We start from the raw sequence: 13,548 nt of genomic DNA, 5'->3' as shown, positions 1-13,548 counted from the left end.
TTTAACCGTTTTCAGGCTTAATGGGAAAGTTTTTGCACGTGTCATGTCGACCAGATATCACGATGACAGCCTGGAGCTGTATGAAATTCAAGCGGAAAAAATCTCTGGTTGGTCGAAATTGGAATTTAAGTGCTCAAAAGCGAGACAGTCAGGTCAAAGTCTCTCTCAATACTTTAGAACCTCTGCAGGGGATGTTTCGAGGGGAGGGTATATCGAGAGACATCAATGTCAAAATTGTCTGAATTAATGATAGGAAACGTCCTATCCCGATAAATAGGGCGCTATTTAACGGGAATAGTAAGGTTGTCAGTTCACACTAATCTATATTCTATGTTTCCGGATACATGGCTACATAGTAACAAACTCTTCAGAACTCGTGGGATGGATGGCCACACACGCATCGAAGTCGGCTTTGGTTGCGCCCATTTTTATCGCCACGGCAAAGCCTTGAAGCATTTCATCCATGCCCATACCAATACCGTGTAAGCCAACTATTTTTTCATCTTCCCCGGCACAAATGAGCTTCATTTTGGTTGCCTGGCGGTGACGGGTAACGGCAGTGTACATGGCCGAGAATGAAGAGGTGTACACTTTAATATTATCCGTGCCGTACTCTTCAATCGCCTCGGGTTCAGTGAGCCCAATAGTACCAATGGGCGGATGACTGAATACGACAGTGGGAATGAGGGAATAATCGAGGTGTGCTTCTTTCTGGCCATTAAACAGGCGTTCGCTCAGAAGTCGGCCCGCTTTAATGGCAACTGGCGTAAGCTCAACATGACCTGTAACATCACCTAAAGCGTACACGCCCTTGGCTGCGGTATTTTGAAACTTGTCTACCTTAATGTAACCCTTGTCATCGGTTTCGACCGCAGTGTTTTGCAAACCAATGTTACCGCTGGAAGGGGTTCTGCCAATGGCCCAAACCAGCACGTCAGTATCAATCACTTCACCGGTAGTCAGCGTAACTGTGAGAGTGCCGTCTTTGTGTTTTTCGACTTTTTCAACGCCCGATTGCTTGTGAAGGGTAGGCCCTTCGCGATCAATCAGTTCGGTTAAGGTGTCTGCAATGAGTGGGTCGAAATGACGAAGTGGGGTAGCGTGACGAATAACCAAATCAGTGTGCGTGCCTAAGCTACACAATACGCCGGCCAACTCAACGCCAATATAGCCAGCGCCTACTACCACTGCGCGTTTTGGCTGAGTGGCAAGTTCGAAAAAGCCGTCAGAGTCAATACCGTATTCGGCGCCTGGAATATCCGGAAGGCGAGGGCTGCCGCCCGTGGCAATGGTGATATGGGGCGCGGTAAATTGTTCGCCATTAACCTCAATCACGTTGTCACTGACGAATTTGGCAAAGCCTTTTACCCAGGTTATCTCGTTCTTGGCCAGTACTTTATCGTACGAAGCATGAATGCGCTGAATATAGGCCTGGCGGTTTGCAACCAGCACTTCCCAACTGAAGTTGTTTACGGTTACATCAAAGCCATAGTCTTCGCTGTACTTGTGAATAGCTTCGGCAACATTGGCACCAAACCACATGGCTTTTTTCGGAACACAACCCACGTTCACACAGGTGCCGCCGATGTCGCCGCCTTCTATCAGTGCCACTTTTTTACCGTGCTTCGCCGCGCGGTTTGCAGAGGCAATGCCGCCACTGCCGCCGCCCACACAAATATAATCGAATTCTTTCATTCTGCTCGCCTTGTTCAAAAATTCATGCTCATCTTGGCACGATTAAGTAAGTGACTCAAAACCTGTTGTTAACACCGCTTCAGGAAAATAACAGCCTGTGTACAGGCCCATTATCGTAAAAAGTAAAATAAGGGCGTTACAAATAAAGTCAAACCACTATGGGTTGAATGACCTTGTTTAAGGCAATGGACCGTATGGCGCAGAAAAGTCATTCATAGGAAATCCTACTTTCTTATTGCTGAAAAGTATAACTGAAAGTCTATGAGGTTCATTTCCCAGAGAGTAACTAAAACCGGGGAAACAGGTATTTCCCCGGGAACGCGGGTCACGCTTCTTCGGTTTGCTCCGGGCTTTCGGCCTGTTGCTTCTTGGCGGGTTTGATGGTTATTTCAAACTGGCGATTGTGATCATCTTCAAATTGCATCAGCTTTGCGATAGTGGCTTCTGTGAAAACATGGCCTTCAGGCAAGATGAGAATGTGACTGTCATTATATAAGTTGGCCGCCAGTACCATACCCGGAGCCAGTTCAGAGGCACCGAAGCTGTTATCCATGTGCTTGGGCATGCCTATGTCCTGAGCATCCAAAAGAATATCGAGAAAGGTCGCATCGTAACGGGTATTGCGGTGTTTTTTGAGTTCTTGTTTGGCCTCGTTAGGCGACAGGTTTTTCTCCTGCAAACGGCCGGTAACGAGTCGCCAGTAGTCCCGGCTGATAGCAAGGATGCGGGCACCATTGGGAATTTCCTTGGCAACTTTGTTGTAAAGCCCTGAACCGTTCCAATGCTCAAACTGAAACTCAATAATATCGGAAATGGGTTTCATGTGTTCAGCGGGCGCGAGGATGGTTACAGCCTGTTTGGTTTGCGAAAGAAATTTCTTTTGCTGCTCGTAATTTAGCTTACTAAAGGGCGGTGTAAAATCTGCTGACGTTAATCCCAAGCAGCCTAATTCACATATCAGGCTGGCGTAGCGGATAAGCCTGACTTCCTCTTCAGGCAACTGGGCTCTTTGCGCCAGCAAAGCGGCAAGCTCACTGATTTCAATAGCAAATTTGCCATCAATGTCCGGGTTGATGCTGATGACATTAAACAACACCTGTTCTATAGCCTGGTTCTGTTTTTGAATGCGGTTTAGCGCAAACTTAATTTGCTTGGTGCGTTTTACCACAGTTTGTTCCAAGGTGCTGTTTATGTCTTTGAGCTTTTTGTTTTGCAGGCGGGTGAGTTTTTGTAAGCGTTCATTTTCGTCTTTCAACTTTACTCTTTCCAGACCTTCTTCCAGGGTGTTTAATAATTCTTGGTTGTCCCAAGGCTTCTGCAAATAGCGGTGAATTTTGCCTTGGTTAACGGCTTTGATGGTGGAATCAATATCGGCAAAACCCGTCAACACAACCCGAAAGGTATGCGGATAGAGCCGGGCGACCTGTTCGAGTAGCTCTGCTCCGGACATGTGTGGCATCTTCATATCTGATACCACCACGTGAACCGTATTTTCGCTTAGTAATTCCAGTGCTTTTTGGCCGCTTTCAGCCAACAGCATATTTATATTGAATTTGAACAATGCGCGTTTGAGTGCGCGAAGAATATTAGGTTCATCATCAACAAATAATACGGTGTACTTCCTTTCCGCTTGCTTCTCTTCTGTCTCGCTCATAAGAACTCCTAAGGCCTGGGTACGGCCTGTTTAAATTTGTTACGCGAAGTCACACCACGACACTTAACGTGTAGCGCTCGGTTCTGGGCCATCGACGGGCAGCACCAAGGTAAATGTGGTGCCCTGGTTTTCTTTGCTTTCGACCAGTAATTCTCCCCCGTGCTCCAGGGCTATACCGTGTGAAATAGAAAGACCAAGTCCGGTTCCCAGACCTTCTGGTTTAGTGGTAAAGAAAGGGTTGAAGAGTTTGTCGATATGTTCACGCTTAACCCCGCACCCACTGTCTTTAATGCTCACGTGTACATCGCCGTTTTTCAGGTAGGTTGATATTGTAATTACCCCCTGCTTTTCCGTCGACTCAATGGCTTGGCCGGCATTGATAAGTAAATTCGTGAAAACCTGGGTTATCTTGCCCACATTTATGTACACCTTGGGTAGGTCGGCAAGACTCAGTGTCTGCTCACAGATGTACTTCAGCTTGTTGTTCACCATGCTTAGCGTGGTTTTCAGGCACTGATTAACGTCGTGCCATTGACGGTCTTCTGAATCGATACGAGAGTAGAGCCTCAGACCATTTACAATTTCACTCACGCGCTGTAAACCATCAACAGACTCGTCTATTAAAGAGCATATGTCTTCGTTGATAAACGCAATGTCGTGCTCTGCCCATGCTTTTTGCACGACCTCAGCGAGTGCAGGAGCGGATGACGTATCGTCTTCAAAAGCCGCCATTATTTTCGCCATGAGTTGTTGGTAGGCCGCTATGTAATCACGTAACGTAGCGATATTGCTCGATACAAAGCCGATAGGGTTATTTATTTCGTGTGCAACGCCGGCCGCTAGCTGGCCCACCGAAGCCATTTTTTCCGCCTGCAATAATTGCCGCTGTGCATCTTGCAGATCTTTGCGAAGTGCGCAGAGCAACAGTTCTTTGCGTTGCAGCTCTTTTTCGAGCCTGGCAGTGGAGGAAGGCTGATCGTTATTTATCATGCCCGCACTCTTCTATCGTGCATAGCGCTTGGGTTCTGATAGTATTTCATTGCTTTCTCAAAAAAATCTGTCCACCTTGATAAAGATAGACGGTTTTTTTCACAAAGCAGAAATTTGTTAATGGTTCAGCGTCGGGCAAACACTGAACCGTCGTCACGGGTGTTGAGGTAAACGTCGACCCATCGCTAGTTATTTCGTCAGTGGGAGCAGCCAGCACCACACATGTCATCAATACAAAGACAATGGCTCCCCATAATGGGGTTCGCCAAAGGAAAAGTTTGTGGTTTGTCATTGCGTACCCCCAGTGTCAGCGTTCAGGCTGACATATATTTATCCAGCAACGCGGTAAGATCGTGATTAGAGAAAGGTTTTGACAGAGCGGCATCTGCGCCAAGATCTAATGCCCGTTCTAAGCTGACATCGTCCAATGCTGAAATAACGATAATTTTTAGCCGTTTGTACCTCGCTTGCTCACGGGTGAACTGAATAACGCTATAGCCGTCCATTCCAGGCATGCTGAGGTCCAGCGTCATCAGTCTAGGGTTGTGTTGACTTAGCATAACGCCAGCCTGGAACCCGCCAGTCGCTATCAAGGTTTCATATCCAGCGCGACGTGCAACCCGTTGAATTGATTTGGCCACGGGGAGTTCGTCGTCGACAATTAAGATCCCCGGTGTCACTTCACCCTGAAGCTGATCGGGAACTGGCATGTTATGTTTTTCAAGAAACTCGATAAAGTCATCGATCAGAACCCGGTTGTTCCCCCTGCCAGGCAACTTGAAGCCCTTGAGCTTACCGCTCTCGATCCAACGAATAACAGTTCGCAAATTGACATCACAATACGACGCTATTTCGCCAGATGTGAGGGTTTTCATGTCGTTTGTCTCCAGAAGTGAATGTAGCAATGTTGGTGATATTTATAGCAGCGTTCGTAAATTATGACAATCCAGACTAAAGGATAATATGCGACATTAGTGACATTTTGGTTTAATTATATCGCTCACTAACTATACAGTGGAGTGCCAGGGATTAACCAGAACTTAGGTAATGATGCCTGGCAATATTAGACAAATTGACGAGTGTGAAAAAGGGAATTGCACACAAACTAAAACAATACGAATAATAGTAGTGCAGCGCTAGACAGTGTTTTTACTGTCCTGTGATGCTCTCAAGCGGAGAACACCATGTCTGCCTCGAATGCGACAGTAACCAGTTTACACCACCTAGAACTTCTTATTGTTGATGACGAGCCCGGAGTACTCAACGCCATCAGGCGCGCGCTGCGCCCTTCGGGCTACACCATACATACTGCAAAAAGTGGGCAACAGGCAATGGAGGTACTGGCAACAAATGCTATCGCTGTGGTGCTTACAGACCAAAGAATGCCGGGAATGAGCGGCGCGGATCTGCTCAAATACATCAATCAGTTCTACCCGCAAACCATCACAATGATGCTGAGTGGCGAAAACGACTTTGACACAGCGGTGGGGTTATTAAACAGCGGTCTGGTAAACAAATATCTCACTAAGCCGTGGTGTTCCAATCAGTTGGTTACGGAAATTGAGCAAGCCTTTGATTATTTTCGGGTGCGATCTGATCACAGCTGGCAAAAACGCATGGTGGAATTGAGTCATCAGGTGAGCGAAGACGATACTACGCTTCCCGATAATGTGGTGAATATAGAAGAGTCTGGTGCGTTAATAGCCGTGAAACTCATCAATATGGACGATGTTTCATACAGTCATGGTGAATCTACAATGACGATCTTGCTTGAGAAAGTTGAGCGCCACATTAGGGAAATTATTGGTGATTTTTGTCCTATTCAAAAAGATAAGTACGGGCTTTTTTCATTTCGGCTGGACGTGTCTGACGAAGCTGAATTGCAACAGTGGGGGGCAATACTTCGCAGAAAATTACAAAAAACCTATACCGTTGATAAACGCGCAGTGTATTGCCAGGTCGGAGTGGGCTTTCACGTGTTGGGATCGCCGAGCCTTGATGTTGATACACTCGCGAAAAACCTCGAACTCACGATCCTGAGGGAAATGCACTCCAGCCATGTTTCAAACCTCGATGACATGGCTATTGAGCGATTTCAGCGTCAGCAGCACATTCGTGCAGATGTACAAAGTGGGCTGGACAACAACCAGTTTACTTTGGCTTTTCAACCCAAGATAAATTTGAAATCCGGAAAGATACACAGTGCGGAGGTGTTACTTCGCTGGCAGCACCACCAGTTGGGCTGGGTCCCGCCGGCCGAGTTTGTTCGCCTGGCAGAATTAGACGGTCAAATTGAACTGATTGGTGAATGGGTGATTCGCCAGGGAGTGAGGGCGGTGTCGGAGCTGATGCGTGTCAGTGATGATGTGAAATGTGTATCCATGAATATTTCTGCAAAACAACTGCAGAATCATCGGATTGTACACATTTTAACCGAAGAAATTGGCCGCTATGCCGTTAACCCTGCTTGTATTGAACTGGAAGTAACGGAAACCGCAATAGCCACAGACTGCGAGTTTATGAACGGTTTACTTTGGCAATTGAAATTACTCGGCGTAAGAATATCTATTGACGACTTTGGCGCAGGCTTTACTTCTATGTCATATTTGTCCCGATTGCCCGTGGATGTGTTGAAGCTCGACCGTTCTTTAATTGACAACATTGATGCAGACACCAACAAAAGAGAATTAGTAAAAAGCCTGATACAAGCTTGCAGCCGGTTAAATATTCAAACGGTGGCTGAAGGCGTGGAAACCAAAGTCGTCGCGGATGTGCTCAAAGCGCTTGACTGTGACGAAGTGCAGGGCTTCTACTACAGCAAAGCTGTGCAGCGTGTCGACTTTGAAAAGCTAGTTGTGCAACAACCCTATATCGATTATTAGTTCGCCGTTTGTGTTGTCACGGTGAGTCGGAAAACGTTTCAGAACGAATCAAAAATCTCGCTTGCATTTGGGCATTATAACCCCAACATTCGTATCAGAAACTTCAAAAACAAGCGAGATCATTATGACAACATCTGCTATTGAGCACGTCGAAGGATTACCCTTGTTCTCCGGCATCAAACCCGAGGACATTAAACCGGCCATTGAGAAGGCCATTGCCCACTGTAAAGCGACCATTGAAGATGTTGTCTCGTCCCAGGAGATAAGCTACCAGGCCGTGGTGGCCACCATTGAGGAGGCGGATGACCGCCTTAGCAAAATGTGGTCGCCAGTGTCCCATATGAATTCCGTGGTTAGCAGTGATGCGCTGCGCGAAGCCCATGACGCGTGTTTACCCCTGCTGTCTGAGTACGGCACCTGGGTGGGGCAACACGAAGGGTTGTACAACGCTTATCGCGCACTAAGAGACAGTGACGAGTTTGCCACATTGGATGAGCAGCGCCAAAAACTAATCGACAACACGTTGCGGGACTTCACTCTCTCGGGTGTTGCCTTGCCCGACGACAAGAAAAAACGCTTTGCGGATATTCAGGCCCGGCTCAGCGAATTATCGTCCACCTTCAGCAACAATGTTATGGATGCCACCATGGGGTGGACCAAACACGTTACTGACGAATCCGATTTATCTGGTTTGCCGGAATCAGCCATGGCGGCAGCCGCGCAAGCGGCCCATCAAAAAGATTTACAAGGGTGGTTGTTCACCCTTGATATCCCCTCGTATTTACCGGTAATGATGTATGCAGATAACGCCGCATTGCGAGAGGAAATGTATCGGGCTTACACTACGCGGGCCTCCGAACAGGGGCCGAATGCCGGCAAATGGGACAACACGGCAATTATTCAGGAAACGCTGGCGCTGAGAAGAGAACTGGCTAATTTGTTGGGTTTCAACAGTTATGCAGAACGGTCCTTAGCAACCAAAATGGCTGACTCTACCGATCAGGTTATTGGCTTTTTACGGGATCTGGCGGCAAAGTCTCGCCCTCAAGCCGCTCAGGAATTGGACGAGGTGCGGGCTTTTGCGCAATCACGCTTTGGTGTAGACACCGTAAACGCGTGGGATTTACCCTACTACAGTGAAAAGTTAAAGCAGGAAAAATACACCATTTCCGACGAAATGTTACGCCCGTATTTTCCCGAAGACAAAGTGCTAAGCGGACTGTTTGAAGTTGTTCATCGTCTTTACGGCCTGAAGATCATTGAACAACCTGGTGTTGATGTGTGGCACGACGATGTGCGCTACTTTACCATTACCGATGACGCCGATGCTTTGCGTGGCAGTTTCTATCTCGATTTGTACGCCAGAGCCAAAAAACGCGGTGGTGCGTGGATGGACGAATGCCGGGTACGCCGGGCATTACCCGACGGCAGTATCCAGCTACCGGTTGCGTACCTCACCTGTAATTTTAATGGCCCTGTAGGTGACAAACCTGCGCTGTTTACCCACGATGAAGTGGTTACCCTGTTCCACGAATTCGGGCATGGTATTCACCATATGCTGACGAAAATGTCGGTAGCGGGTGTGTCTGGTATTAACGGTGTACCGTGGGATGCCGTTGAGCTGCCGAGTCAGTTTTTGGAAAACTGGTGTTGGGAGGAAGACGCGCTTAACTTTATTTCCGGCCATTACGAGACAGGCGAACCCTTGCCCAATGATTTGCTCGACAAAATGTTGGCTGCCCGCGATTACCACTCAGCCATGCAAATGGTAAGGCAGTTGGAATTCAGTTTGTTCGACTTCACACTACATCAGTGTACAGACGACAATGTAGATGTACAGGCTGTGTTGGACGATGTACGCGAACAGGTTGCGGTGATCACGCCCCCCTCGTTTAATCGTTTCCAGCACAGCTTCGGTCATATATTTGCCGGAGGCTACGCGGCGGGGTACTACAGCTACAAATGGGCTGAAGTACTATCGGCCGATGCGTTCAGCAAGTTTGAGGAAGACGGTATCTTTAACCGGGAAACCGGCAAGGCGTTTTTGCACAACATTCTTGAGATGGGTGGAAGCCGACCGCCCATGGATTTGTTTGTCGCCTTCAGAGGTCGTGAACCTAAGGTCGATGCCCTGTTACGTCATTCCGGGATCAAAGCCTGATGGCCGCAGAGCCCTTTTCGGTGATTTTCAACCGGGCGGTTAAGAGGAAGGGTGGGGAAGCCGCCCTTTCGCAAATGATAAGCCAGCCACTTACGCCCTTGGAGGTGGCGGCTATTCCCGACCACCGTTTTTTGGCTGAAATGACAAAGAAAGTGTTTCAGTCAGGGTTTGTATGGCGGGTTATTGAAGCCAAATGGCCGGATTTTGAAACGGTTTTCTTTGGTTTTGATATCGAAAAAGTGCTGTTGATGCCCGATGAAATGCTAGAGCAAAAAGCGACCGATAGACGCATTGTACGCAATTACAAAAAAGTCATGACGGTGAGAGAGAACGCCTTGATGATTCAGGATATACGCCATCATTATGACAACTTTGGTACATTTGTTGCCAGTTTTCCTTCCGAGCGTATTGTTGAGTTGTGGCTGTATCTGAAAAAGCACGGCGCGAGGCTAGGTGGGAATACCGGGCCTTATGTGCTGAGGTCGTGTGGCGTAGATACGTTTATTTTCTCCCGCGATACAGAAGATTACCTGCGCAAGCACGAGGTTATCGACGGTTCCCTAACCAGCCAGCGCTCGCTGAAAGCTGCCAACGCGTGTTTTGCGCAGTGGCAACAGCAAAGTGGTTTGACGCTACAGGAAATAAGCCAGATCCTGGCGTACAGTTGGGGGCCAAACGATCGACATCAGGCGTAACAGTTAGAAGCGAGCTAATTCAATGATTGGGCGGTAAAGCGCTGTTGCTCAACGCTGCTTTTGGGTACACTCACTGCATCAGAAACAAACCCTCAGGAATGTCATGAGCGATAACCAGACTTCTCCCGTTTTGCCGACAGAGCAAAGCGCGCAAAACGACAAAACCACCCATTTTGGCTACAAGCAGGTCGACAAATCTGAAAAGGCTTCATTGGTTGCGAATGTGTTCGATTCCGTAGCTGCCAAATACGATGTTATGAACGATTTAATGTCGCTGGGCATTCACAGGTTGTGGAAGCGTCATACCATTGATTGTTCCGGGGTGCGGGCAGGACACAAGGTTCTGGATATTGCTGGCGGAACAGGCGATCTCACTGCGAAATTCTCCCGTTTGGTTGGCGCCACAGGCTCAGTTACACTGGCTGATATTAACTTGTCGATGCTCAAAGTGGGTCGCGATAAACTCCGCGATCGCGGACTGGTGAGCAATATTGACTATGTACAGGCTGATGCCGAAGCATTGCCCTTTCCCGACAATACCTTCGACGTGGTAACCATGGCGTTTGGTTTGCGAAATGTCACAGAAAAACAAAACGCTCTGAATTCCATCTACCGGGTATTGAAGCCCGGCGGCCGTTTACTGGTTTTGGAATTTTCCAAACCCACCACAGCGCAGTTGAGCAAGGTTTACGATATTTACTCATTTCACATACTCCCAAAAATGGGGCAACTGGTGGCGAATGACGCTGAGAGTTACCAGTACCTGGCCGAGAGTATTCGCATGCACCCCGATCAGGAAACGCTCAAAAGTATGTTTGAAAGCGCGGGTTTTGAGCAGTGCGATTATCAAAATCTTACCGGCGGTATCGTAGCGTTACACCGGGGGTATAAATTCTGATGCCCGCTCAGGCACTTTTCACTGCCACACTTGAAACCGCAATGAATCAATTGCTGTCCCTTGATGAGGACAGTGATGACAGATTGCGTCAGTTAGCCGGCAAGACACTCATAGTGTATATTGCTGATACTCCTATTGCTCTGCGATTGGTGTTCGCCGACAACGTCAACGTACTGGCTGAGCAAAGTACGTTTTCCGAAACCGTGAAGGCGTTGGATAAACAAAGTTGCTGTATTCAGGTGTCGTTGGATGTTTTGCCGCAACTGAAACAAAGCAGTCGACTAACCGCGCTGATTCAGGAAGGCAAGTTAACCGTTGAAGGGGAGCTTGCTGTTGCGCAACAAGCCAGCGGCTTATTCCAGGGGCTTAGTATAGACTGGGAAGAGGTGGTGTCGCAGTATACGGGTGATGTGGTGGCCCACACGCTGTTTGCTTCTGCTAATCGGGTACACCAAACAATGCTGAGCGTAGTGAATAACGCTAAGGCCGGGCTGGGCAATGCACTGACCGAAGAAAAGCAGATTGCTGCGCCGGCGTTGGCGGTCACGCATTTTTGTGATCAAGTCAGTGATCTTCGTGACGATGTAGAGCGCTTACAGGCCAAACTCAACAAGCTGGAAGCCATATTACTGGTGAAGCAGGAAAAGACACAATAGCGGATTGACGACATGCGTTTAGGAAGACTGTACTTCATCAATAAAGTCCTTTTGCAGCATGGACTGGATGAATTGATACCCTCTCGCTGGCTGCCTTGGTACGTGCGGATAATGCGCAAACTGATTTTCTGGATCAGTAACGAACACAAAGAGAAGCCCGCCGGTGAGCGCATTACCCTTGCACTGCAAACCCTCGGGCCGGTATTTATAAAGTTTGGCCAAATGCTGTCAACACGTCGGGATTTACTGCCGCCGGCTATCGCCAATGAGTTGGCGCGTCTGCAGGATAACGTAGCACCGTTTTCCAGTGATGCCGCCAAAGCTATTATTCTCAAAAGCCTGAATATTCCGTCGTTGGATGTGGTGTTTTCGGCGTTTGAAGAAAAGCCACTGGCGTCTGCGTCCATTGCCCAGGTACACCCAGCAACGCTAAAAAGTAATGGCGAGAATGTGGTGGTTAAAGTACTTAGACCGGGGATCAGGAAAACCATCGACGCGGATATGGAACTGCTTTACACCTTGGCTGGGGTGCTGCAAAAATGGTTACCAGATGGAAAACGGCTCCGGCCGGTGGAAGTGGTGACTGAGTACCAGAAAACCCTGGTAGATGAGTTAGATCTGATGCGCGAATCGGCAAACGGCATTCAATTGCGACGGAATTTCGAAGGGTCGGAGAGTTTGTATGTTCCTCTAATGTACGGGGATTATTGTCGCCATGACGTATTGGTAATGGAACGTATCTATGGTATTCCAATTTCTAACCTGGATGCATTATTTGCTCAAAACACCAATATGAAAAAACTGGCTGAACGAGGGGTTGAAGTGTTTTTTACCCAGGTGTTCCGGGACAGCTTTTTTCATGCCGATATGCATCCTGGCAATATTTTTGTCTCTACAGAAAACCCGGCCAATCCCCAGTATATTGCCATTGATTTTGGCATTGTGGGCACGTTGAATCGCGAAGATAAGCGTTATCTGGCGGAAAATTTTATTGCCTTCTTTAACCGCGATTACAGGAAGGTGGCACAGTTACACGCCGATTCCGGTTGGGTACCCAGTGACACCAACATTGACGAATTCGAAATGGCTATTCGCACGGTGTGTGAACCGATATTCCAAAAGCCACTGGCGGAAATTTCATTTGGCAATGTGTTATTGCAACTGTTTAACACTGCCCGTCGGTTCAACATGGTTGTGCAGCCACAACTGGTGCTGTTACAAAAAACCTTGCTTTACATTGAGGGTCTGGGGCGCCAGCTTTACCCACAATTGGATTTATGGCAAACCGCTAAGCCTTTTCTGGAAAACTGGATGAAGCAACAAATTGGTGTCCAGGCCATGTATACAAAGGTGAAAGAGAATTTGCCATTCTGGTCTGAGAAGTTACCTGAGATGCCAGATCTCATCCACGACAGTTTGAAACAGATTAAAGGTTTGCCACTGGAGCTGCAACGAGGACAACAGGAAATTGCGCGACTTCAACTGGAAACGGCCAAGGCAAATCACTGGGTAGTGGTAGGTGCAACCTTCGTCATTGTGGCGGCTATTTTACCTCTTTACGCCCATTCTTGGGCGTACCCGGTATGCAGTGTAATAACGGGGTTAGGATGCTGGATACAGGGGTGGCGACACAGCCACCCCAACTAGTTGGGGCGGCGGGTAATCTGACACATTAGTTACGAAAATGTGATATTTTTCAGTTAGCGGTGAATTTTTGTATCATTTTTCGTATCAGCTGTTATAGTGGAAAAGGCTGAATTGCCAGCGGTCTTTTAAGACGAGTTTATTTTTGTTTCTACCACGATGTACAACGCTCTGGTTACACCTGTAATTGTAGTAAGTTGTTTGCCCATCCCATGTAAGACCCAAATAACCCGTTGTAATAAGGCCATGAGTAAAGCGCTTTGGCGCAGTTTT

Annotated in this window: 10 protein-coding genes; 6 read left to right on the top strand and 4 right to left on the bottom strand. The window is 47.9% G+C overall.

Annotation, left to right across the window (positions count from 1 at the left end):
- Window positions 1-348 precede the first annotated feature (348 nt).
- The 4 genes from gorA to KO518_RS16750 form a co-directional block, all read right to left on the bottom strand.
- A complete protein-coding gene (gorA, locus tag KO518_RS16765) occupies window positions 349-1,695 on the bottom strand; it encodes a glutathione-disulfide reductase (protein ID WP_216027015.1) in 1,347 nt (448 codons plus the stop codon).
- A gap of 325 nt (window positions 1,696-2,020) precedes the next feature.
- Window positions 2,021-3,349 (bottom strand): response regulator, encoded by a 1,329-nt coding sequence (locus KO518_RS16760; RefSeq protein WP_216027014.1) that lies wholly within the window; start codon window positions 3,347-3,349, stop codon window positions 2,021-2,023.
- Window positions 3,350-3,412: 63 nt separating this feature from the next.
- Entirely contained in the window at window positions 3,413-4,339 is a 927-nt protein-coding gene (locus KO518_RS16755; RefSeq protein ID WP_216027013.1) for a sensor histidine kinase, read from the bottom strand.
- Window positions 4,340-4,653: 314 nt separating this feature from the next.
- Window positions 4,654-5,214 carry a response regulator gene (locus tag KO518_RS16750; RefSeq protein WP_216027012.1) on the bottom strand — a complete coding sequence of 187 codons (561 nt, stop codon included), beginning with the start codon at window positions 5,212-5,214 and terminating at the stop codon, window positions 4,654-4,656.
- 309 nt (window positions 5,215-5,523) lie between these two features.
- On the opposite strand from KO518_RS16750, the gene KO518_RS16745 reads away from it, so the two are divergent.
- The 6 genes from KO518_RS16745 (at window position 5,524) to ubiB (ending at window position 13,278) form a co-directional block, all read left to right on the top strand.
- Complete coding sequence (locus KO518_RS16745) at window positions 5,524-7,221, top strand: EAL domain-containing protein (protein ID WP_216027011.1); 1,698 nt, start codon at window positions 5,524-5,526, stop codon at window positions 7,219-7,221.
- Between the two features lie 124 nt (window positions 7,222-7,345).
- On the top strand, window positions 7,346-9,382 hold the full coding sequence (gene prlC, locus KO518_RS16740) for an oligopeptidase A (protein ID WP_216027010.1): 2,037 nt from the start codon (window positions 7,346-7,348) through the stop codon (window positions 9,380-9,382).
- A complete protein-coding gene (locus KO518_RS16735; RefSeq protein ID WP_216027009.1) occupies window positions 9,382-10,077 on the top strand; it encodes a DNA-3-methyladenine glycosylase I in 696 nt (231 codons plus the stop codon). The genes prlC and KO518_RS16735 overlap by 1 nt, the downstream gene beginning before the upstream one ends.
- Before the next feature lie 103 nt (window positions 10,078-10,180).
- Window positions 10,181-10,975 carry a bifunctional demethylmenaquinone methyltransferase/2-methoxy-6-polyprenyl-1,4-benzoquinol methylase UbiE gene (gene ubiE / locus KO518_RS16730; RefSeq protein WP_216027008.1) on the top strand — a complete coding sequence of 265 codons (795 nt, stop codon included), beginning with the start codon at window positions 10,181-10,183 and terminating at the stop codon, window positions 10,973-10,975.
- Window positions 10,975-11,631: an SCP2 domain-containing protein gene (locus tag KO518_RS16725; RefSeq protein ID WP_216027007.1), complete on the top strand. Its 657-nt coding sequence runs from the start codon at window positions 10,975-10,977 to the stop codon at window positions 11,629-11,631. Before ubiE ends, KO518_RS16725 begins: the two co-directional genes overlap by 1 nt.
- A 12-nt stretch (window positions 11,632-11,643) precedes the next feature.
- The gene (gene ubiB, locus KO518_RS16720) at window positions 11,644-13,278 is read left to right on the top strand and encodes a ubiquinone biosynthesis regulatory protein kinase UbiB (protein WP_216027006.1); all 1,635 of its coding nucleotides are present in this window, start codon (window positions 11,644-11,646) and stop codon (window positions 13,276-13,278) included.
- The last annotated feature ends 270 nt before the right edge of the window (window positions 13,279-13,548 follow it).

Source organism: Aestuariibacter sp. A3R04 (assembly GCF_018860805.1).
Lineage (GTDB): Bacteria > Pseudomonadota > Gammaproteobacteria > Enterobacterales > Alteromonadaceae > Alteromonas.
This window is presented reverse-complemented; position numbering and strand designations above follow the sequence as displayed.

What these genes read in the sequence shown, in the direction of transcription:
- KO518_RS16750 (WP_216027012.1), bottom strand. Translation starts at nt 5,214, where the DNA reads ATGAAAACCCTCACATCTGGCGAAATAGCGTCGTATTGTGATGTCAAT.
- gorA (WP_216027015.1), bottom strand. Translation starts at nt 1,695, where the DNA reads ATGAAAGAATTCGATTATATTTGTGTGGGCGGCGGCAGTGGCGGCATT.
- ubiB (WP_216027006.1), top strand. Translation starts at nt 11,644, where the DNA reads ATGCGTTTAGGAAGACTGTACTTCATCAATAAAGTCCTTTTGCAGCAT.
- KO518_RS16725 (WP_216027007.1), top strand. Translation starts at nt 10,975, where the DNA reads ATGCCCGCTCAGGCACTTTTCACTGCCACACTTGAAACCGCAATGAAT.
- KO518_RS16755 (WP_216027013.1), bottom strand. Translation starts at nt 4,339, where the DNA reads ATGATAAATAACGATCAGCCTTCCTCCACTGCCAGGCTCGAAAAAGAG.
- KO518_RS16735 (WP_216027009.1), top strand. Translation starts at nt 9,382, where the DNA reads ATGGCCGCAGAGCCCTTTTCGGTGATTTTCAACCGGGCGGTTAAGAGG.
- KO518_RS16760 (WP_216027014.1), bottom strand. Translation starts at nt 3,349, where the DNA reads ATGAGCGAGACAGAAGAGAAGCAAGCGGAAAGGAAGTACACCGTATTA.
- KO518_RS16745 (WP_216027011.1), top strand. Translation starts at nt 5,524, where the DNA reads ATGTCTGCCTCGAATGCGACAGTAACCAGTTTACACCACCTAGAACTT.
- ubiE (WP_216027008.1), top strand. Translation starts at nt 10,181, where the DNA reads ATGAGCGATAACCAGACTTCTCCCGTTTTGCCGACAGAGCAAAGCGCG.
- prlC (WP_216027010.1), top strand. Translation starts at nt 7,346, where the DNA reads ATGACAACATCTGCTATTGAGCACGTCGAAGGATTACCCTTGTTCTCC.